17 protein-coding genes are annotated in these 20941 nt (G+C 57.8%); all 17 read right to left on the bottom strand.

Annotated elements, in window-relative coordinates; genetic code table 11:
• Window positions 1-27: 27 nt before the first annotated feature.
• Entirely contained in the window at window positions 28-2733 is a 2706-nt protein-coding gene (gene secA / locus RTE01_RS08765) for a preprotein translocase subunit SecA (RefSeq protein ID WP_076946388.1), read from the bottom strand.
• A 61-nt stretch (window positions 2734-2794) separates the two neighbouring features.
• Window positions 2795-3289, bottom strand: coding sequence for a secA translation cis-regulator SecM (secM, locus tag RTE01_RS08760; protein WP_197721564.1), 495 nt, complete (start codon window positions 3287-3289; stop codon window positions 2795-2797).
• Window positions 3290-3539: 250 nt separating this feature from the next.
• Window positions 3540-4457 carry a UDP-3-O-acyl-N-acetylglucosamine deacetylase gene (lpxC, locus tag RTE01_RS08755; RefSeq protein WP_041144054.1) on the bottom strand — a complete coding sequence of 306 codons (918 nt, stop codon included), beginning with the start codon at window positions 4455-4457 and terminating at the stop codon, window positions 3540-3542.
• A gap of 100 nt (window positions 4458-4557) precedes the next feature.
• Window positions 4558-5709, bottom strand: a complete 1152-nt coding sequence (gene ftsZ / locus RTE01_RS08750) for a cell division protein FtsZ (RefSeq protein ID WP_041144053.1) — start codon at window positions 5707-5709, stop codon at window positions 4558-4560.
• A 62-nt stretch (window positions 5710-5771) separates the two neighbouring features.
• Entirely contained in the window at window positions 5772-7034 is a 1263-nt protein-coding gene (gene ftsA, locus RTE01_RS08745) for a cell division protein FtsA (protein ID WP_004857881.1), read from the bottom strand.
• On the bottom strand, window positions 7031-7867 hold the full coding sequence (gene ftsQ, locus RTE01_RS08740) for a cell division protein FtsQ (RefSeq protein ID WP_134525244.1): 837 nt from the start codon (window positions 7865-7867) through the stop codon (window positions 7031-7033). Before ftsQ ends, ftsA begins: the two co-directional genes overlap by 4 nt.
• Window position 7868: 1 nt before the next feature.
• Window positions 7869-8789 carry a D-alanine--D-alanine ligase gene (locus RTE01_RS08735; RefSeq protein WP_041144051.1) on the bottom strand — a complete coding sequence of 307 codons (921 nt, stop codon included), beginning with the start codon at window positions 8787-8789 and terminating at the stop codon, window positions 7869-7871.
• Window positions 8782-10257, bottom strand: a complete 1476-nt coding sequence (gene murC / locus RTE01_RS08730) for a UDP-N-acetylmuramate--L-alanine ligase (protein WP_041144050.1) — start codon at window positions 10255-10257, stop codon at window positions 8782-8784. The genes RTE01_RS08735 and murC overlap by 8 nt, the downstream gene beginning before the upstream one ends.
• 47 nt (window positions 10258-10304) lie before the next feature.
• Entirely contained in the window at window positions 10305-11375 is a 1071-nt protein-coding gene (gene murG, locus RTE01_RS08725) for an undecaprenyldiphospho-muramoylpentapeptide beta-N-acetylglucosaminyltransferase (RefSeq protein WP_041144049.1), read from the bottom strand.
• The gene (ftsW, locus tag RTE01_RS08720; protein ID WP_141334915.1) at window positions 11372-12631 is read right to left on the bottom strand and encodes a cell division protein FtsW; all 1260 of its coding nucleotides are present in this window, start codon (window positions 12629-12631) and stop codon (window positions 11372-11374) included. Before ftsW ends, murG begins: the two co-directional genes overlap by 4 nt.
• Window positions 12631-13947 (bottom strand): UDP-N-acetylmuramoyl-L-alanine--D-glutamate ligase, encoded by a 1317-nt coding sequence (gene murD, locus RTE01_RS08715; protein ID WP_076946391.1) that lies wholly within the window; start codon window positions 13945-13947, stop codon window positions 12631-12633. The genes ftsW and murD overlap by 1 nt, the downstream gene beginning before the upstream one ends.
• Before the next feature lie 2 nt (window positions 13948-13949).
• Window positions 13950-15032, bottom strand: coding sequence for a phospho-N-acetylmuramoyl-pentapeptide-transferase (gene mraY, locus RTE01_RS08710; protein WP_141334913.1), 1083 nt, complete (start codon window positions 15030-15032; stop codon window positions 13950-13952).
• Window positions 15026-16384: a UDP-N-acetylmuramoyl-tripeptide--D-alanyl-D-alanine ligase gene (gene murF, locus RTE01_RS08705; protein WP_141334911.1), complete on the bottom strand. Its 1359-nt coding sequence runs from the start codon at window positions 16382-16384 to the stop codon at window positions 15026-15028. The genes mraY and murF overlap by 7 nt, the downstream gene beginning before the upstream one ends.
• Window positions 16381-17868 carry a UDP-N-acetylmuramoyl-L-alanyl-D-glutamate--2,6-diaminopimelate ligase gene (murE, locus tag RTE01_RS08700; protein WP_041144044.1) on the bottom strand — a complete coding sequence of 496 codons (1488 nt, stop codon included), beginning with the start codon at window positions 17866-17868 and terminating at the stop codon, window positions 16381-16383. Before murE ends, murF begins: the two co-directional genes overlap by 4 nt.
• Entirely contained in the window at window positions 17855-19621 is a 1767-nt protein-coding gene (locus tag RTE01_RS08695) for a peptidoglycan glycosyltransferase FtsI (protein ID WP_041144043.1), read from the bottom strand. Before RTE01_RS08695 ends, murE begins: the two co-directional genes overlap by 14 nt.
• Window positions 19622-19636: 15 nt before the next feature.
• Window positions 19637-20002, bottom strand: a complete 366-nt coding sequence (ftsL, locus tag RTE01_RS08690) for a cell division protein FtsL (RefSeq protein WP_004857854.1) — start codon at window positions 20000-20002, stop codon at window positions 19637-19639.
• A complete protein-coding gene (rsmH, locus tag RTE01_RS08685) occupies window positions 19999-20940 on the bottom strand; it encodes a 16S rRNA (cytosine(1402)-N(4))-methyltransferase RsmH (RefSeq protein ID WP_041144042.1) in 942 nt (313 codons plus the stop codon). The genes ftsL and rsmH overlap by 4 nt, the downstream gene beginning before the upstream one ends.
• Window position 20941 lies beyond the last annotated feature (1 nt).

The raw sequence follows: 20941 nt of genomic DNA, 5'->3' as shown, positions 1-20941 counted from the left end.
CTGCGCCTTTATTTTTATTCTCTGAGCTTAGCTCAGACGACCATGGCACTGCTTATATTTTTTACCGGAACCACACGGACAAGGATCGTTGCGGCCAACCTTACGCTCGCCGGTTTCCTCAGCCAATGCGGCTGCGGCCAGGGCATCGTCATCCTGATGGCTGAGCTGCTGCATCTGCGCCAGGCGCTCCGCCTCTTCGCGACGCTGCTGCTCCATTGCTTCAACTTCTTCCGGCATCCGCACCTGCACCTTGCTCAGGGTGCTGATCACTTCATACTTCAGGGATTCAAGCATCGCCGCAAACATCGAGAACGATTCACGCTTGTATTCCTGCTTCGGATCTTTCTGCGCGTAGCCGCGCAGATGGATACCCTGACGCAGGTAGTCCATCGCCGCCAGATGCTCTTTCCACAGGGAGTCCAGGGTCTGCAGCATCACGCCTTTTTCGAAATGACGCATCATTTCGGTACCCACGACTTCTTCTTTACGCTGATAGGTTTCTACCGCGCTCTGCAGAATACGCTCGCGCAGAGTTTCTTCATGCAGTTCAGGCTCTTTGTCCAACCACTCTTTGAGCGGCAGCTCGAGATCGAAGTCGTTTTTCAGGCGTTCCTGCAGGCCTTCGATATCCCACATTTCTTCCAGAGATTGCGGCGGAATGTGCGCATCGATAGTCGTTTTGAAAACGTCTTCGCGAATGCTGTTGATGGTTTCGCTAACATCAGATACGTCCAGCAGTTCGTTACGCTGGCTGTAGATGGCGCGACGCTGATCGTTAGCCACGTCATCATATTCCAGCAGCTGCTTACGAATATCAAAGTTGCGGCTTTCAACCTTACGCTGCGCGTTGGCGATCGCTTTGGTGACCCACGGGTGTTCAATCGCTTCGCCAGGCTTCATCCCCAGCTTACGCATCATGCCCGACACGCGGTCAGAGGCAAAGATGCGCATCAGGGCATCTTCCATCGACAGATAGAAACGAGAAGAACCGGCATCGCCCTGACGACCTGAACGGCCGCGCAGCTGGTTATCGATACGGCGAGACTCATGACGCTCGGTACCGATAATGTGTAAACCACCGGAGGCCAGCACCGCTTCGTGACGCACCTGCCACTCGGCTTTGATCTGGGCGATCTGCTCTGGCGTCGGATCTTCCAGCGCGGCGACTTCCGCCTGCCAGCTGCCGCCCAGCACGATATCCGTACCACGACCGGCCATGTTGGTGGCGATGGTGACCGCAGCCGGGTAGCCGGCCTGAGCCACGATATCCGCTTCGCTGGCGTGGAACTTGGCGTTCAGGACATTGTGCTTGATGCCCGCTTTGGTCAGTTCCTGCGAAACCACTTCTGATTTTTCGATAGAAATCGTACCCACCAGAACCGGCTGGCCGGCGGCAGTACGCTCTCTGATATCTTCGATGATCGCCTGAATTTTTTCTGCTTCGGTCATATAGACCAGATCCGCCATATCCTTACGGATCATCGGACGGTTGGTCGGTACCACGACGGTATCCAGCTTATAGATAGAGCTGAATTCGAAAGCTTCGGTATCCGCAGTACCGGTCATCCCCGCCAGCTTCTCGTACAGACGGAAGTAGTTCTGGAAGGTGATGGACGCCAGCGTCTGGTTCTCGTTCTGGATATCAACGCCTTCTTTGGCTTCGACGGCCTGGTGCAGACCGTCTGACCAGCGACGACCCTGCATGGTACGACCGGTGTGCTCATCGACGATAATAACTTCGCCATCTTTTACGATGTAGTCAACGTCGCGGGTAAAGAGCACGTGGGCGCGCAGCGCCGCTGTCACGTGGTGCATCAGCATAATGTTAGTCGGTGAATACAGAGATTCGCCTTCATCCATAATGCCTTCGTTGACCAGCAGTTCTTCAATCAGCACCAGACCGCGTTCGGTCAGGTTCACCTGACGCGCCTTCTCGTCTACCGAGAAGTGGCCTTCACCGGTAAAGGTGTCGGAGTCCTCTTTATCCTGGCGCACCAGGTGAGGAATGATCTTGTTCACTTTCTTGTACATTTCCGAGCTGTCTTCAGCCGGGCCGGAAATGATCAGCGGCGTACGCGCTTCATCGATAAGAATGGAGTCAACCTCATCCACCAGCGCATAGTGCAGCTTACGCTGTACGCGCTCTTCCGGGCTGAACGCCATGTTATCGCGCAGATAGTCGAAGCCGTATTCGTTGTTGGTGCCGTAGGTGATATCGGCGGCGTAAGCTTCACGCTTGGCCGGAGCAGGCAGGCCCGACATGTTGATACCGACGGTCATACCGAGGAACTCAAACAGCGGACGGTTGTTTTCAGCATCACGCTGCGCCAGGTAGTCGTTGACGGTCACGACGTGCACGCCTTTACCGGACAGTGCGTTCAGGTAGGCCGGGAGGGTAGCGGTCAGCGTTTTACCTTCACCGGTACGCATTTCTGCGATGCAGCGCTCGTTGAGCACCATGCCGCCAAGCAGCTGTACGTCAAAGTGACGCATACCGAATACGCGCTTACTGGCTTCACGTACCACGGCAAAGGCTTCCGGGATCAGGCTTTCTACGCTTTCGCCTTTTGCCAGACGCGCGCGGAACTCTTCTGTTTTAGCCTTCAGCTCATCATCAGAGAGCTTCTCCATGGCAGGTTCCATGGAGTTAATCAGCGTCACAGCTTTGCGCATACGGCGCAGTGTACGATCGTTACGGCTACCGAAAACTTTAGTTAATAATTTGATTAGCATAATAAAATCTCAAACGCCCCGCGATGCGGAGTCACAAAAAATAGAATGATCCGTTTTTAGTTCAGCTGAGGCGTTGGGGTCCGGCGCGTATCCCCGTGACCTGGCTAATCCAGGCGGAGACGCAAAAAGCGCGATGGGAGGGGTTGTATGCCGCCTGACGCACAATGACCGGCGGCTTGCTTTCCTGCGTCAGCAGCGCGCTGAGCGTATCAAGCAGGGCCAGATGCTGCGCCTGTAACGGCGAAGACTCTTCCGCAACCGGCAGCGCCTGGGGCGCCATGGCAAATGAGAGATGACGGATAACCGTGCGGATGGCGTGCTGATGCCAGTAGTCGACGGTAAAGTTTGGCCGGCGGTTGGCTTCCAGCAGAGCAAGCTGGGAGAAATTAACTTTATTCGGCGTGTGGCTGCTGGCCGTTGCTTTCGCCGGTGATGCCGTTTCGTGACTATTGCTTAACGCAGGCAGGCCAAAGCTAGCCGCGACCATCCCCAACAGGAGATGCGGCCAGAAATACCGTCTGCCAAACTGTCGCCAGCGCGTCAGCAATCCACTCACGTCCATTACCTTTAGTTGAAGCAACCCCAGGAAATAATTTTGCGCCCAAATATTACCATTAATACCGCGCCACGGCAGCAGGAATGAAAGCTTTGCGCAGGTAAAAGCGGTCAATTAAGCAGCGAACGCGCGGCATCAGCGATGGTTGAATCGGGGTGAAATGAGAACCGGGAGGTAAAAAAGAAAAACGACTGGCTCCCTGGCCGGAGAGAGTACCAGGTTACCAGTCGATTTTACTGAATGGTCAGGCTTACGCCATAACCATTGATGGTGCACGGAATGCCAGCGGCATTTCTGCTTCGTCTTCGAAGGTCACATACTCCCAGGCTTCCTGTTTTGCCAGAACGGCCTGCAGCAGTTTGTTATTCAACGCGTGACCTGATTTGAACGCCGTGAATGCGCCGATGATATTGTGACCACACATAAACAGGTCACCAATCGCATCCAGCATTTTGTGGCGGACAAACTCATCTTCAAAGCGTAAGCCGTCTTCGTTCAGTACGCGATAATCGTCAACAACGATGGCACAATCGAAGCTGCCGCCCAGGCACAGGCCGCGGGACTGCAGATATTCGATATCACGCATAAAACCGAAGGTACGCGCACGGCTAATCTGGCGCATAAATGCATCAGCAGAGAAGTTCATCGCATAGCGCTGGTTGCTTGAGTCAATCGCCGGATGGTTAAAGTCGATGGTAAAGTCCAACGAAAAACCATTGTACGGCTTAAACTCAGCCCACTTATCGCCATCTTCGACGCGAACGGTCTCTTTGATGCGCACAAATTTCTTGGCGCAGTTCAGTTCATCGATGCCGGCATCCAGCAGCAGATAAACGAACGGAGCAGCACTGCCGTCCATAATCGGGATTTCCGGCGCATCGACTTCAATAACAATGTTGTCAATGCCCAGGCCAGCCAGTGCGGCATTCAGGTGCTCGACCGTTGAAATCCGCACGTCATGCTCGTTCACCAGGCAAGTACAGAGCATGGTATCACGCACAGATTTGGCATCAGCCGGAAAATCAACCGGTGGATTCAAGTCGGTGCGACGATAGATGACCCCGGTATTTGCCGGCGCAGGTCGTAACGTCAGTGTGACTTTCTTGCCGGTATGCAAACCGACGCCAGTCGCCTGAACGATACGTTTAAGAGTCCTTTGTTTGATCATCGTATAATCTCGCCAAGTTACCTATCCAACCGAAGTGTATAACACTTTCGGACGGGCAGTTTAGCACAAAGAGCGCTGATGCCCAACTTCCAGCCAATTCTTAATCGGCCTGCTTACGCAGGAAGGCCGGGATATCCAGATAATCCGGCTCTTTCGCGGTTTGCGGCGTATTGTCGTTCACCACTTTCGCTGCCGGTTTCTGCTCTTGATTCAGCGGCGCCATACCGTGCTGCTGGTAGCGATCCATTACCGGCTGCTGAACCTGCTTGTTGGTTACCAGGGTAATTTCCGGACGTTTGTCCATGCCAATACCGGTCGCCACAACGGTCACGCGCAGCTCGTCGTTCATATCCGGATCCAGAGAAGTACCGATAACCACGGTGGCGTTATCCGATGCGAATGCGCGGATAGTGTTACCTACGGTTTCGAACTCATCCAGACGCAGGTCGAAGCCGGCGGTGATGTTGACCAGAACGCCGCGCGCGCCGGAGAGATCGATATCTTCCAGCAGCGGAGAAGAAATCGCCATTTCAGCCGCTTCTTCCGCACGGTCTTCACCGCTCGCCACGCCGGAGCCCATCATCGCGTAGCCCATTTCGGACATTACGGTGCGCACATCAGCAAAGTCGACGTTCATCAGACCCGGACGGGTAATCAGCTCGGCGATACCCTGCACAGCGCCTTTCAGCACGTCGTTTGCTGCGCCGAAGGCGTCCAGCAGCGAAATACCGCGGCCAAGAACTTTCAGCAGCTTGTCGTTCGGGATAGTGATCAGTGAATCGACGTGCTTGGAGAGCTCGGTGATCCCCTGCTCGGCAAAAGCCATACGCTTTTTGCCTTCAAAATTGAAGGGCTTAGTCACAACAGCAACGGTCAGGATACCAAGATCCTTCGCCACTTCTGCAACCACAGGTGCCGCACCGGTACCGGTACCGCCGCCCATACCTGCCGCGATAAACACCATGTCTGCGCCGTCGAGAGCAGCACGCAGCGCTTCACGGTCTTCATCCGCCGCATTGCGGCCGACTTCCGGGTTGGCGCCTGCGCCCAGACCTTTGGTAATACCGCTACCAATCTGAATAGTCTGGCCAACAGCCGTTTTACGCAGCGCCTGCGCGTCGGTGTTCACCGCGAAGAATTCCACACCCTCGATGCGCTCGCGCACCATGTGCTCTACGGCATTACCGCCGCCGCCACCGACGCCGATGACTTTAATCACCGCGTCGTTGGTTAATTCCATTGGTTCAAACATAGTTTCTCTCCGTCTTGTGCCTGTCGCCTGAGAACGCTAATTTTCTGCGTTCTCTTAAAAAATTAAAACTCTTTTCGCAGCCAGCTATTTAGTCGCTTAATCCACGAGCCAACTGATGCAGTTACGCGTTTTTCCACTTCTGCTTCACCACTAAGATGAGACTCCTTCCCGTAGTGCAGCAACCCAACCGCCGTTGAATAGTACGGCTCCTGGGCATAATCCGTTAAACCGGTAATGTTCAGCGGCGCACCGATACGCACCTGCGTATGGAACACCCGCTGCGCACAGGCGGCCAGGCCTTCAATTTGCGCCGCGCCGCCGGTTAACACAATCCCCGCCGCCAGATGGTGCTTCACGCCCTGCTGGCGGAGCTGCTCCTGCAGCTGCAGGATCTCTTCATTGACCAGGTTGAGCAGTTCGGTATAACGCGGCTCAATAACCTCTGCCAGCGTCTGACGCTGCAGGCTGCGCGGCGGGCGTCCGCCTACGCTCGGAACTTCGACGTTTTCGTCTTTACCGACGATTGAGCCCAGCGCGCAACCGTGGCGCACCTTGATCGCTTCGGCATCGCTCGGCGGCGTACCGAAGGCGTAGGCGATATCGCTGGTCACCACGTTGCCCGCGTACGGGATCACTTTGGTATGACGCAGCGCGCCGCCGGTATACACGGCGATATCCATTGTACCACCGCCGATGTCCACAACGCAGACGCCCAGCTCACGTTCATCTTCCGTCAACACGGAATAACTGGCCGCTAAACCGGCGAAAATGAGCTGGTCCACTTTCAGACCGCAGCGCTCCACCGCTTTAACAATATTTTTTGCCATATCGTTATGGCAGGTTATCAAATGTACTTTTGCCTGCATACGGACGCCAGACAGGCCAACCGGGTTTTTAATCCCCTCCTGGTAGTCAATGGCGTACTCCTGCGGGATGACGTGCAGTACGCGATGCTCATCGCGTACGCGGACCGACTTGGCGGTATGCACCACGTTCTCAACGTCGTCCAGCGTCACCTCTTCTTCTGAAATCGGCACCATACCAATTTCATTTTGACAGCTAATATGTTTACCTGAAAGCGCCAGGTACACTGACGAAATCTGGCAATCAGCCATCAGTTCGGCCTGGTCAATGGCGCGCTGTACGCATTTCACCACGGATTCCAGGTCGTTAACCCCGCCTTTATCCATACCACGCGATGGGCAGCTGCCCACGCCAATGATATTAACCACGCCGTCGGGCAGAACTTCCCCTACTAAAGCGGCAACCTTCGCGGTGCCAATCTCCAGTCCAACTACCAGCTTTCTGTCCGTCGCCTTGATCATTGTTGTTCTGCCTGTGCCTGATTCTGTTGTTGATTAGTTTCCTCAGCGGGAGCAGGCACCCAGCCTACCGCCGCGCCCGAGTCATAGCGCAAATCAACGTAGCTTATCCGTTTGCCATCGGTCTGCGCCTGCTGCTGAAGAACCGGGTAAAGTTCCATAAAGCGCTGAAGACGTTTCATGGTGTCGCCTCGGCCAAGGTTGAGCTTAATATCGTTATTAAGCGTCAGCTGCCAGGAGCGACGCGCGGTCATCGCCGCCACTTTCAACGTGAATTTATCCTTTGCCAGCACCTGCCCCATGTCGCGATATCCTTGCAACACTTCGTTCTCGCTGCCTTCCGGGCCATACAGCATCGGTAAATTCTGTTTATTGGTGCGATCCGCCGGGACGCTGAAAGAATTACCTTCTACGTCCACCATATGCTGATCATTCCAACGCGCAATCGGCACATATTCAACCAGATGAATCTTCAATTCGTCCGGCCACTGCTTTCTGACGCTCGCCTGTTTAATCCACGGCAGGCGCTCAATCTGACTTTGGATGATATTCACATCCTGGGTCATAAAGGTTCCCGGAGAACCCAGCGCCAGAATTGCCTGGCGAATATCGTCATTACGCGTGTAGTGACGCTCACCGGTTACCACCATCTTGGACAGCGGTAAACGCTGTGCGTCTTCCATCCAGCCCAGAACCATCCACCCGCTGACCAATACGGTACACAGCACCGCCAGCAGGAAGAAAATCCCCGCCAGACGACTTCCATTACTTCGGCGCGAAGAAGACATTTCCTCTTCTTCTTCGTGGTTCCGCGTATTCAGCGCAGCCTGCGACATATCACCCCGCCAGGTCCAAAATTCGAACAACAAGCTGTGAGAAGCTCATCCCCGCCTGACGCGCCGCCATCGGCACCAGGCTATGGCTGGTCATGCCAGGAGAAGTATTCGCTTCCAACAGATAAAACTGGCCATCGCTGTCCAGCATGACGTCAATCCGTCCCCACCCGTTACAGCCGAGAACATTCCAGGCTTTCAGTACCAGGGCCTGAATTTCTGACTCGCGGGCAGGATCCTCACAACCAGGGCAGAAATATTGTGTCTCATCAGAGAGATACTTCGCCTCATAATCATAGAAGGTTCCAGCCACATGGATACGAATTGACGGTAAAATTTCTTCACCGACGATAGCAACGGTGAATTCCGGTCCACTGAGCCATTTCTCAATCAGAACTTCATCATCATGCTGAAAAGCCAGCGCCAATGCATTGTGTAATTCACAGCTTTCGCTAACTTTCGACATGCCGACGCTTGAACCTTCACGGCTCGGCTTAATAATCAGCGGCAGCCCAAGCGCCGTAATCTGCTGCGCGACCTCCGCAGTAAGGCCCGCGTTGAACTGCGAACGGGTCAGCGCCACCCAGGGAGCAACGGGTAAGCCCGCGCCCTGCCACAGTAATTTACTGCGCACTTTATCCATGGAGATCGCCGAAGCCATCACGCCGCTGCCGGTATAAGGTAGCTGAATCAGCTCCAGCAGGCCCTGCAACGTTCCATCTTCCCCACCGCGGCCGTGCAAAGCAATAAACGCTTTCTTAAAACCCAGCTGCTTTAGCTGGGTAATGTCGACATCACGCGGATCGACAGGATGAGCGTCAACGCCCGCCTCACGCAGGCCGGCAAGCACCGCCGCGCCGGAGTTGAGCGACACCTCTCGCTCGGCGGAGGTCCCGCCGAAAAGAACCGCGATCTTATCAGCCACGGCGCTCCTCCTCCGCTTTATGCGGCATGAGTTTGATTTCAGCCAGGTGGCGGGCAATTTTTCCGATATTCCCCGCGCCCTGCACCAGCACCAGGTCGTTCCCGGTCAGCACGGACGCCAGCATCTCGGCCGCCTGGGCCGGGTCGGAAAGCAGAATTGGGTCCACCTTGCCGCGGCCGCGAATTGTGCGGCATAGGGAGCGGCTATCGGCACCCGGGATCGGCGCTTCACCGGCGGAGTAGACGTCCAGCATCAGCAGCGCGTCGACCTGGGTCAGCACGTTGGCAAAATCGTCGTACAGATCGCGCGTACGGGTAAAGCGGTGCGGCTGGAACAGCATCACCAGATTTTTATCCGGCCAGCCGGCGCGGGCCGCCTTGATGGTCGCATCCACCTCCGTCGGGTGATGGCCGTAATCATCAATCAGCATCGCGCTGCCGCTTTTACCGTTGACCTCAGCCAGCGGATATTCGCCAAGGAAATCAAAGCGACGGCCGGTGCCCTGGAAGGCTTCCAGCGCCCGCAGGATCGCGTCGTCTTCAATGCCCTCTTCCGTCGCCACCGCCACGGCCGCCGCCGCATTCAGGGCATTATGGCGACCCGGTGCGTTTAGCGTGACCTGGATGACCTCTTTGTCCTGGCGCACCAGGCGGAAATGGCCCTGCGCGCCAAGCTGGCGATACTCTTCAATACGCACGTCGGCATCGTCGCTAAACCCGTAAGTCGTCGTCTGGCGGCCAACGCGCGGCAGCAGTTCACGAATGACCGGATCGTCCACGCACATCACCGCGCGTCCGTAGAACGGCAGGTTGTGCAGGAAGTTAACGAACGTCTGCTTCAGGTTTTCAAAATCGCCGTGGTAGGTATCCATGTGATCGGCTTCGATATTGGTCACAATGGCCACCATCGGCTGCAGATGCAGGAACGACGCGTCGCTCTCATCCGCTTCCGCAATCAGATAGCGGCTGTGCCCAAGACGGGCGTGCACGCCAGCGGCCTTAACCAGCCCGCCGTTGACGAAGGTCGGATCGAGGCCGGCCTCCGCATAAATACTCGAGACCATCGCGGTGGTCGTGGTTTTACCGTGCGTGCCGGCAATCGCGATGCCGTGACGAAAACGCATCAGCTCCGCCAGCATCTCTGCGCGACGGATAACCGGAATACGCGCTTCATGAGCGGCAACAATCTCCGGGTTTTCCGCAGAGATTGCGCTGGAAACCACCACCACGCTGGCATCGCGCACGTTTTCAGGGCGATGGTTGAAATAGATAGTGGCGCCAAGCTGAGCCAGCTGCTGCGTAACCGGATTCGGCGCCAGGTCGGAGCCGGAAATCTGGTAGCCTTCGTTGGCCAAAACTTCGGCAATACCGCCCATACCGGCACCGCCAATGCCAACAAAGTGAATGTGCCGGACGCGACGCATCTCGGGCACTATGGAACGCAGTTTTGCCAAATCTTGTGTATTCATTCTTTACGCCATCAACTTCTCTATTCGGGCGGTGAGATTCACCGCGATTAGCGCGCCAGTGCTGCAGCGCTCACTTCTTCCGCTACCCGTTCGGTAGCATCCGGAATCGAGGCTCTACGCGCTCGTTCCGCCATATCCAGCAGCGTTTCACGATCCCAGCCGGCCAGAGTTTGCGCCACGGCATCAACCGTGAACTGGGGCTGTTCGAGAATTTTCGCGGCTCCCGCTTTCTCCAGCGGCAGCGCGTTCCAGTACTGCTGGCGATCCTTATGCTGAAACGGCACAAACAGCGCCGGTAATCCTGCGGCGGCAATTTCGCTCACCGTCAGCGCGCCGGAACGACATACCACCACGTCGGCCCAGGCATATGCTGCCGCCATGTCATCAATAAATTCGGTCACCTTATGCTGCGGCTGCCCGGCATCAGCGTACGCCTGCTGTACCGTCTGCTGGGCGCCTTTACCGCTCTGGTGCCAGATGGTTACCGCGCCGTTCAGCTTCCCGGCCACCAGCGGCATAGTCTGGTTCAGTACGCGGGCGCCCTGCGAGCCGCCAACCACTAAAACGCGGGTCGGCCCCTGACGCCCCACCAGCCGCTGCTCCGGCAGAGGCAGCGCAAGCACATCGGTACGCACCGGGTTGCCCACCACGTCAGCGTGGGGGAACGCGCCGGGAAACGCCTGCATCACTTTCTTCGCAATTTTTGCCAGCCATTTATTGGTCAGGCCGGCGATACCATTCTGTTCGTGCAGCACCACCGGAATGCCCAGCGACCATGCCGCCAGTCCGCCGGGGCCGGAAACGTATCCGCCCATCCCCAGCACAACGTCCGGCTTGAAACGCTGCATAATCGCGCGCGCCTGACGCCAGGCGTTGAAAATACGCACCGGCGCCAGCAGCTGCGCCTTCAGGCCTTTGCCACGCAGGCCGGAGATGCGGATAAAATCGATCTCAATACCGTGCTTCGGCACTAAGTCCGCTTCCATACGATCGGCGGTACCCAGCCAGCGAACCTGCCAGCCCTGGTCCATTAAATGGTGCGCGACCGCCAGCCCCGGGAACACGTGCCCGCCGGTACCGCCCGCCATCACCATTAACCGCTTTTCCTGACCGCTCATCGAACACCCCGTGTAAACGCCTGGGCTTTTTCCAGACGCGTTTCATAATCAATACGCAACAGCAACATGATGGCCGTCGACATAATCAGCAAGCTGGAGCCGCCGTAGCTGATCAGCGGCAGCGTCAGGCCCTTAGTCGGCAGCATGCCCGCAGCCGCGCCGACGTTAACCAGCGCCTGGAAGCTAAACCAGATCCCGATCGCACAGGCCAGAAAGCCGGAGAAACGGTGGTCAATCTCCAGCGCTTTGCGGCCGATGGACATGGCGCGAAAAGCGACGAAGAATACCATTAAAAGAGCCAGTACCACACCGATATAACCGAGTTCTTCGCCGATGATGGCGAAGATGAAGTCAGTGTGCGCCTCCGGTAAATACTCCAGTTTTTGTACCGAGTTGCCTAAGCCCTGGCCCCACATTTCGCCGCGGCCAAAGGCCATCAGCGACTGGGTCAGCTGGTAGCCGCTGCCAAACGGATCCTCCCACGGGTTCCAGAAGGAGGTTACGCGGCGAATACGATACGGTTCGGCGAGGATCAGCAGCACCACCGCCGAGATCCCCATACCGATAATGGCAATGAACTGCCACAGCTTGGCCCCGGCGAGGAACAGCATCGCCAGAGTTGTCACGAACAGCACAACCACCGTTCCGAGGTCCGGCTGCGCCAGCAGCAGGATCGCCAGCACGAAAATTACGCCCATCGGTTTCAGGAAGCCGCGCAGGTTATTACGCACCTCATCGCCCTTACGTACCAGATAGTTGGCGATGTAGCAGAACAGCGACAGCTTGGTAAACTCCGCGGGCTGAATACGCAGCGGGCCCAGCGCAATCCAGCGCGATGCCCCGTTTACCGAGCTCCCGACCACCAGCACGATCAGCAGCATCACGATCGAGGCGATCAGCATCGCTGTACTGTGCCGCTGCCAAAATTCCATCGGCAGGCGCAGGGTCACCAGCGCGAGCCCCAGCGCCAGCAGAATGTAGAGTCCGTCGCGCTTGGCAAACAAAAACGGATCGTTTGCCAGACGCTGGCCCACCGGCATCGAAGCCGAGGTCACCATGATGAAACCGACCGCAGCCAGGCCAAGCGTCAGCCACAGCAGCATCCGGTCATACATCACCAGGCTGTCGTTATCTTTCTGCCGCGAGCCCATCACCCAGCCCTTCAGCGCGGCAAACAGCCAGGAGAAGATACGCATCCCCGGGAAACGCGGCAGCGTCGGTCGGGGCATTCTCAGGGGCGGGAGGGAGAGACGCATCAGCCTAACTCCTTCGCCAGGCGGGTAAAGATATCCCCCCGTTGCTCAAAGCTTTTGAACTGATCGAGGCTGGCGCACGCCGGCGACAGCAGCACCATATCGCCCGACTTCAGCAGCGGCGCAATCTGACGCATCGCCTGCTCCATAGTTTCCGTCTGCGTCGCCGCTTCAGGGCGCAGCGCCGCCAGCTGCTCGCCGTCGCGACCGAAGCAGTAGAGGCGGATATTATCGCCGGCCAGGTAGCGCTTCAGCGGCGTGAAATCTGCGGATTTACCGTCACCGCCGAGCAGCAGATAGAGCGTGCCGTCCAGATGCAGGCCGTTCAGCGCCGCTTCGGTGCTGCCAACGTTGGTGGCTTTGGAATCGTTTATCCAGCGCACGCCGTTATGATCCAGCGCCAGCTGGAAACGGTGCGCCAGGCCGGTAAAGGTGGTCAACGCTTTGAGGCTGCTGGCTCGCGGCAGACCCGCGGCATCCGCCAGCGCCAGCGCCGCCAGGGCGTTGCTGTAGTTATGCTGGCCGGTTATCGGCATCTCTTTGACGTTCAGCACTTTCTCACCCTTCACCCGCAGCCAGGTTTCTCCCTGCTGGCGGTTAAGGTGGTAGTCGCCGACGTCAACGCCAAAGCTAATGCAGCGGTCATCGGCGCCGCGCACCGGCATCGTCAATCCGTCATCGGCATTCACAATGCAGCTCTTCGCGTTTTCATAAACGCGCAGCTTGGCCGCCCGATACTGCTGCAGGCCGAGCGGATAGCGGTCCATATGATCTTCGGTCACGTTGAGGATCGTCGCGGCAACCGCCCGCAGGCTGGAGGTGGTTTCCAGCTGGAAGCTGGAAAGTTCGAGAACGTACAGCTCGCGCTCAGCATCCAGCAGCATCAGGGCCGGCAGGCCAATATTGCCGCCGACGCCGACGTTTACGCCGGCCGCTTTCGCCATTTCACCCACCAGGGTGGTGACGGTGCTTTTACCGTTTGAACCGGTGATCGCCACAATCGGTGCCTGCGCCTCGCGGCAGAACAACTCGATGTCGCCAACGATTTCCACGCCGGCATCCATCGCCGCGCTCAGAGAGGGATGCGCCAGGGCGATACCCGGGCTTGCCACGATCAGATCGGCCGCCAGCAGCCAATCCTCATTCAGGCCGCCAACGTAGCGCTCCACTTCTTCCGGCAGCTTATCCAGGCCGGAAGGCGCAGCGCGAGTATCCATGACGCGCGGCGTCACGCCGCGGGCCATGAAAAAGTCCACGCAAGACAGGCCGGTCATACCCAGCCCAATAATGACGACTTTCTTACCCTGATAATCTGCCATGATTAACGTACCTTCAGCGTCGCCAGGCCAATCAGCACCAGCATCAGCGAAATAATCCAGAAGCGCACGATCACGCGCGGTTCCGGCCAGCCTTTCAGTTCATAGTGGTGATGAATCGGCGCCATTCGGAAGATGCGCTGACCGCGCAGCTTGAAGGAGCCGACCTGCAGAATGACCGACAGGGTCTCAACAACAAACACGCCACCCATAATAACCAGCAGGAATTCCTGACGCAGCAGCACGGCAATGATGCCCAGCGCGCCGCCGAGGGCCAGTGAACCCACGTCGCCCATAAAGACCTGAGCCGGATAGGTGTTAAACCACAGGAAGCCAAGGCCCGCACCGACGATCGCCGTACAGACGATAACCAGTTCGCCGGCGTGACGCAGATAGGGAATATGCAGGTAGTTGGCGAAGTTCATGTTGCCCGACGCCCACGCCACCAGCGCAAAACCGGCGGCCACAAACACGGTTGGCATAATCGCCAGGCCGTCGAGGCCATCGGTGAGGTTAACCGCGTTGCCGGTACCGACAATCACGAAGTAGGCCAGCAGAATGTACAGCAGCCCCAGCTGCGGCATGATGTCCTTGAAGAACGGCACCACCAGCTGGGTAGCCGGCGTGTCTTTCCCGGCCATATAGAGCCCAAAGGCAACGCCCAGCGCAATCACCGACATCCAGAAGTATTTCCAGCGGGCAATCAGGCCCTTGGTGTCTTTGCGCACCACTTTGCGATAGTCATCAACGAAGCCAATGATGCCGTAGCCTATCAGCACCGTCAGAACGCACCAGACGTACGGGTTAGAGGGGTAAGCCCACAGCAGGACCGATACCACAATCGCGGTGAGGATCATGATCCCGCCCATGGTCGGCGTACCGCGTTTGCTGAAGTGAGATTCAGGACCGTCGTTGCGCACAACCTGGCCGAAAGCGAGTTTTTGCAGACGAGCGATCATACGCGGGCCCATCCACAAAGAGATGAACAGCGCGGTCAGCAGGCTGACGATGGCGCGAAACGTCAGGTAGGAAAAGACGTTAAAGCCTGAATAATATTTGACCAAATGTTCGGCCAGCCATACTAACATGTTCCATTCTCCTGTAATGCGCGTACTACCTCTTCCATGGCGGCACTACGTGAACCCTTCACTAAAATGGTCAGAATTTTATGCTCTGCGATAAGCTCGCGCAGACGAGTCACCAGCGCGGATTTCTCGCTAAAGTGCTCACCCACGCCGCTGGCGGAGCTGATATCAGCGCTCAGCGCGCCGACGCTCAGTACGCGATCGAGCCCTGCCGCTTTCGCCGCTTCGCCCACCTGGCGATGGCAGGCGGCGCTTTCCGCGCCGAGCTCGGCCATATCGCCGACCACCAGCACCCGGTAGCCCGGCATTTCGGACAGCACCTGCACCGCGGCGGTCATCGAGCCGACGTTGGCGTTATAGGAATCATCAAGCAACAGCTGATTTTCCGTAAGCCGGATCGGGAACAGGCGCCCCGGCACCGCGGTAAGCTGAGCCAGTCCGGCCTTTACCGCGGCTAAATCAGCGCCGACCGCCATTGCCAGCGAGGCGGCTGCCAGCGCGTTGGCAATATTGTGGCGGCCCGGCAGCGGCAGCAGAACGTCCGTGCTCCCGGTCGGGGTTTGCAGGGTAAATTCCGTACCGTGGCTGGTGACGTGAACATTGGTCGCCGTAAAGTCGCTGTTGGCAGCGTTAGGCGAGAAGCGCCAAACCTTACGATCGCCGATGACGCTCTGCCAGTTCAGCCAGTCGTTATTGTCAGCGTTGAGAATGGCGATGCCGTTTGCCGGCAGGCCGGTAAAGATTTCGCCTTTCGCCTTCGCCACGCCCGCCAGCGAGCCAAAGCCCTCAAGGTGCGCGGCGGCCAGGTTGTTCACCAGCGCGGCTTCCGGACGCGTCAAACTCACGGTCCAGGCAATTTCGCCCTGATGGTTGGCGCCCAGCTCAATCACCGCATACTGGTGCTCGTGAGTCAGGCGCAGCAGCGTCATCGGTACGCCAATATCGTTATTCAGGTTGCCGGCGGTATACAGCGTTGTGCCGCACTGCCCGAGGATTGCCGCGGTCATCTCTTTCACCGAGGTTTTTCCGGAGGAGCCGGTCAGCGCGACCACGCGGGTCGGTACCTGCTGGCGAACCCATGCCGCCAGCTCGCCGAAAGCCTGCCGGGTATCGTTCACCACCACCTGGGGTAAATCGCACTCCAGCCTGCGGCTGACCAGCAGCGCGCCGGCGCCGGCCTGTTTTGCCTGTTCGGCAAAGTCGTGGGCGTCAAAGCGCTCGCCCTTGAGGGCCACAAACAGGCAGCCCGCCGTTATCTTGCGGGTATCCGATGTGACCTCATCAATGGCCAGATCGCTACCCTGTAGTTCGCCGCTGGCGATGTCGGCAAGCTGAGAAAGCGTAAAGCGGATCATGCTACCGTCCCCAGTAAACGCGCGACGGTTACGCGATCGGAGTAGTCCAGGCGGCGATTGCCGACAATCTGGTAATCCTCGTGGCCCTTACCGGCGACCAGCACCACGTCACCCTCTTTCGCCTGCATAACGGCATTGGTCACCGCTTCCGCCCGACCTTCCATCACCTTCGCGTGCCCGGCATCAAGCATGCCGGCCAGGATATCGTTGATAATGGCGCGAGGCTCTTCGGTACGCGGGTTATCGTCGGTGACAACGGCAATATCGGCGAACTCTTCGGCGATAGCGCCCATCAGCGGACGTTTGCCCTTATCGCGATCGCCGCCGCAGCCAAACACGCACCACAGCTTGCCGTTGCAGTGCAGACGCGCGGCCTGCAGCGCTTTTTCAAGCGCATCAGGCGTATGGGCGTAATCCACCACCACGGTCGCTTTGCCCGGCGCGCTAAACACTTCCATACGCCCGCAAACCGGCTGCAGACGAGAAGCCGTTTTCAGCAGCTCGGCCAGCGGATAGCCCAGCGCCAGCAGGGTAGCCAGCGCCAGCAGCAGGTTGCTGACGTTAAAGGCACCCATCAGGCGGCTCTCTACTTCGCCCTTGCCCCAGCTGGAGTCAAACTGAACGGTCGCACCGCTGTCGTGATAGCTCACCGCGGTTGCCTTCAGCCAGCGGCCGTGACAGTTCGGATTAATATGGTCTTCCATCGATACCGCAACCGCATCCGGCAGCTTCGCCAGCCAGCGGCGGCCCACTTCATCATCGGCGTTGACGATCGCCTGACCGCAGTGGTGGGTGGAATAGAGCAGCCATTTCGCCGCTTCGTAGTGCGCCATATCACCGTGATAGTCCAGGTGATCGCGGCTCAGGTTGGTAAAGACCGAGGCGGCAAACTGCAGCGCGGCAACGCGGTGCTGAACCAGGCCGTGGGAAGAGACCTCCATCGCCGCCAGGGTCGCGCCCTGCTCCGCCAGACCGGACAGTACGTGCTGAACGTCTACCGCAGAGCCGGTGGTATTTTCCGTCGGGATAACCTTGTCCAGCAGGCCGTTACCTACCGTACCCATGACCGCACTGGTTTCGCCGAGCAGCTTGCCCCACTGCGCCAGTAGCTGAGTGGTGGTGGTTTTGCCGTTGGTCCCGGTTACGCCGATCAGGCGCAGCCGCTGCGAAGGCTGATGGTAAAAACGCCCGGCCAGCGCCGACAGGCGCTCGTTGAGCTGGCTAAGATAAATGACCGGCACGCCGTGCATTTCACGGATTTCACCGTCGCCAGCCTCATCTTTGGCCTCAGCTATAATGGCAGCAACACCTTGCGCTATCGCCTGCGGGATATAACGACGCCCGTCCGCCTGATGACCTAATACCGCGATAAAGAGATCCCCGGAAGCAGCCACCCGGCTGTCCAGCGTCATCTCTCGCAGAATTCGCTCCGGCGCATTTGGCACCCACGGAGCGAGAAGGTCGCGCAAATTACGATCTGCCACCTGTTCCCTCGCCTTGATTAATCACAAATTCACTTTTTTCGCCCGTTGCCAGCGCATCCGGTTCGATGTTCATGGTGCGCAGAACGCCGCCCATGATGGCACCGAAGACCGGCGCGGAAACGGCGCCGCCGTAGTATTTACCCGCCTGCGGGTCGTTGATCACCACCACCAGCGCGAAACGCGGGTGGCTGGCGGGCGCAACGCCTGCGGTGTAAGCAATATATTTGTTGATGTAACGGCCGTCTGGCCCCACTTTTTTCGCCGTACCGGTTTTGATCGCGATGCGATAGCCCTTAATCGCCGCCTTCACGCCGCCGCCGCCAGGCAGCGCCACGCTTTCCATCATGTGCACAACGGTACGAACGAGAGGTTCCGGGAAGACTCGCTCGCCCGGAACCGGTGGATCAACTTTGGTAATCGACAGCGGGCGATACACGCCGTAGCTGCCGATCGTTGCGTAGACTCGCGCTAACTGTAACGGGGTTACCATTAGCCCATAGCCGAAAGAAAAGGTGGCCCTCTCTATGTCAGACCACCGTTGTTTTTGAGGGTATAAGCCACTGCGTTCTCCGACCAACCCCAAATTGGTCGCTTTTCCGAGCCCAAAACGTGAGTAAGTATCTACTAACGCTGAGGACGGCATCGCTAACGCCAGCTTGGAAACACCGACGTTACTCGACTTCTGTAGTACCCCGGTCAGGGTCAATTCGCTATAGCGCGCCACGTCTTTGATTTCGTGGCCGTTAATACGGTAAGGAATGGTATTCAGCACGGTATTTTCGTTGACGATCCCGCGCTGTAGCGCCGTCATCACCACCATCGGCTTCACCGTGGAACCCGGTTCGAAGACGTCGGTGATGGCGCGGTTACGCATGATATCTTTTGCCGTGCCGGAGAAATTATTCGGGTTGTAGGACGGGCTGTTGGCCATCGCCAGCACTTCGCCGGTGCTGACATCAACCAGCACCGCGCTTCCCGACTCCGCCTTGTTAAACGCCACCGCGTTGTTCAGTTCGCGATAAACCAGCGCCTGCAGGCGCTCGTCGATGCTCAGCGCGAGGTTATGCGCGGCCTGGCTGTCGGTCGAAGAGATATCTTCGATGACGCGGCCATAGCGGTCTTTACGCACGATACGCTCGCCCGGCTGGCCGGTAAGCCATTTGTCAAAGCTCTTCTCAACGCCCTCAATGCCCTGGCTATCGACGTTGGTAAAGCCGATAAGGTGAGAGGTGACTTCGCCTGACGGGTAGTAACGGCGCGACTCTTCGCGCAGGTGGATCCCCGGCAGCTTGAGCTTTCTGATGTAGTCGGCCATATCAGGATTGACCTGACGAGCCAGATAGATAAAGCGCATTCTCGGGTTGGTGTTGATGCGCGACGCCAGCTGATCCAGCGGCATATTCAGCGCATCCGCCAGCGCTTTCCAGCGGTTGTCGAGGGTGACGCCGCCGGCATCGTGCAGCTCTTTCGGATCGGCCCAGATCGCCTTCACCGGCACGCTCACCGCCAGCGGACGACCCGAACGGTCGGTAATCATCCCGCGCGCGGTTGACACTTCCTGTACGCGCAGAGAGCGCATATCGCCCTGACGCACCAGCATGTCCGGGCTGATAACCTGCAGCCACGCCACGCGGCCCAGCAGGAAAGTCAGAGCCAGCAGAATACAGCCGCACAGCAACGCAAAACGCCAACTGATAAAGTTGGCCTGTTCTTCCTGACGTTTTGGTCTTGGCGTTTTCGGCGCTGCTTTCATGCGTCGCAATAATCCTTATTTTTGTACAACGATATTTTCTTGTGATGGATCGACGTGTTGCATTTGCAACTTCTCGGTCGCGATCCGCTCAACCCGACTGTGATCGCCCAGGGCGTTCTCTTCGAGGATCAGGTTGCGCCATTCAATATCCAGCGCGTCACGTTCCAGAACTAACTGCTCGCGCTGGGCGGTTAACAAACGGGTATGGTGCGCCGTCGTTACCACCGTAATCGCCGTAATGATGATGCAAATGAACAGACAGAGTGGCAGCTTCCCAAACCGCAGAAGATCGTCCCCGATAACGCCAGGCAAGGCATGGCGCTCGTTGCTTCCTAACGATCCTTTAACCTTGCTTAAGGCTTCTGTCACTCTGCCGATCATGCGTTCGTCCTCTCTGCAATACGCAGAACTGAACTACGGGCGCGTGGATTCTCTGCCACCTCTTCTTCGCCCGGCATCAACTTGCCTAATGCTCGCAGCTCACGGCCGCCCAGTTTACTGAGCTGCTCTTCGGTCATCGGTAGCCCTGCCGGAACCTGCGGACCGCGGCTTTGCTCGCGCATAAAGCGCTTCACAATACGGTCTTCCAGCGAGTGGAAACTGATGATGGAAAGCCGCCCACCCGGGGCCAGCACGCTGAGCGAGCTTTTTAGCGCCTGCTCTATCTCCTCCAGTTCACTGTTCACCCAAATGCGCACCGCCTGGAAGGTACGGGTCGCGGGATGTTTGAACTTATCCTTCACCGGTGTTGCCGCCGTGACCACTTCCGCCAGCTCTTTGGTGCGGGTCATCGGCTCAATGCGGTTACGCTCGACGATGGCGCGCGCGATGCGCTTACCGAAGCGCTCTTCGCCAAAGGTCTTAATCACCCAGGCGATATCGGCCTCTTCGGCCGTCTGCAGCCATTCGGCGGCCGACTGGCCGCGCGTCGGATCCATGCGCATATCCAGCGGACCGTCACGCATAAACGAGAAGCCGCGCTCCGCGTCATCCAGCTGCGGCGACGAGACGCCAAGATCGAGAAGAATCCCGTCGATCTTGCCCGTCAGTTCGCGCTCACTAACATAATCTGCAAGCGCAGAAAAAGGTCCGTGTACGATGGAAAAACGGGGGTCATCAATGGTCTTCGCCACGGCGATTGCCTGCGGATCGCGATCGATTGCCAGCAGACGACCTTCCGCTCCCAGCTGGGAGAGGATCAGGCGCGAGTGGCCACCGCGACCAAAAGTGCCATCAATGTAGATACCATCCGGGCGAATATTCAGGCCGTTAACGGCTTCATCCAGAAGTACCGAAGTATGTTTAAAATTTTCCATCATT

Source organism: Klebsiella terrigena (assembly GCF_006539725.1).
Classification (GTDB): domain Bacteria; phylum Pseudomonadota; class Gammaproteobacteria; order Enterobacterales; family Enterobacteriaceae; genus Klebsiella; species Klebsiella terrigena.
This window is presented reverse-complemented; position numbering and strand designations above follow the sequence as displayed.

Excerpts from the sequence above, each read along its gene's own strand:
- secA (WP_076946388.1), bottom strand. The coding sequence starts at position 2,733 with ATGCTAATCAAATTATTAACTAAAGTTTTCGGTAGCCGTAACGATCGT.
- lpxC (WP_041144054.1), bottom strand. The coding sequence starts at position 4,457 with ATGATCAAACAAAGGACTCTTAAACGTATCGTTCAGGCGACTGGCGTC.
- ftsZ (WP_041144053.1), bottom strand. The coding sequence starts at position 5,709 with ATGTTTGAACCAATGGAATTAACCAACGACGCGGTGATTAAAGTCATC.
- ftsA (WP_004857881.1), bottom strand. The coding sequence starts at position 7,034 with ATGATCAAGGCGACGGACAGAAAGCTGGTAGTTGGACTGGAGATTGGC.
- ftsQ (WP_134525244.1), bottom strand. The coding sequence starts at position 7,867 with ATGTCGCAGGCTGCGCTGAATACGCGGAACCACGAAGAAGAAGAGGAA.
- murC (WP_041144050.1), bottom strand. The coding sequence starts at position 10,257 with ATGAATACACAAGATTTGGCAAAACTGCGTTCCATAGTGCCCGAGATG.
- murG (WP_041144049.1), bottom strand. The coding sequence starts at position 11,375 with ATGAGCGGTCAGGAAAAGCGGTTAATGGTGATGGCGGGCGGTACCGGC.
- ftsW (WP_141334915.1), bottom strand. The coding sequence starts at position 12,631 with ATGCGTCTCTCCCTCCCGCCCCTGAGAATGCCCCGACCGACGCTGCCG.
- murD (WP_076946391.1), bottom strand. The coding sequence starts at position 13,947 with ATGGCAGATTATCAGGGTAAGAAAGTCGTCATTATTGGGCTGGGTATG.
- mraY (WP_141334913.1), bottom strand. The coding sequence starts at position 15,032 with ATGTTAGTATGGCTGGCCGAACATTTGGTCAAATATTATTCAGGCTTT.
- murF (WP_141334911.1), bottom strand. The coding sequence starts at position 16,384 with ATGATCCGCTTTACGCTTTCTCAGCTTGCCGACATCGCCAGCGGCGAA.
- RTE01_RS08695 (WP_041144043.1), bottom strand. The coding sequence starts at position 19,621 with ATGAAAGCAGCGCCGAAAACGCCAAGACCAAAACGTCAGGAAGAACAG.
- ftsL (WP_004857854.1), bottom strand. The coding sequence starts at position 20,002 with ATGATCGGCAGAGTGACAGAAGCCTTAAGCAAGGTTAAAGGATCGTTA.
- rsmH (WP_041144042.1), bottom strand. The coding sequence starts at position 20,940 with ATGATGGAAAATTTTAAACATACTTCGGTACTTCTGGATGAAGCCGTT.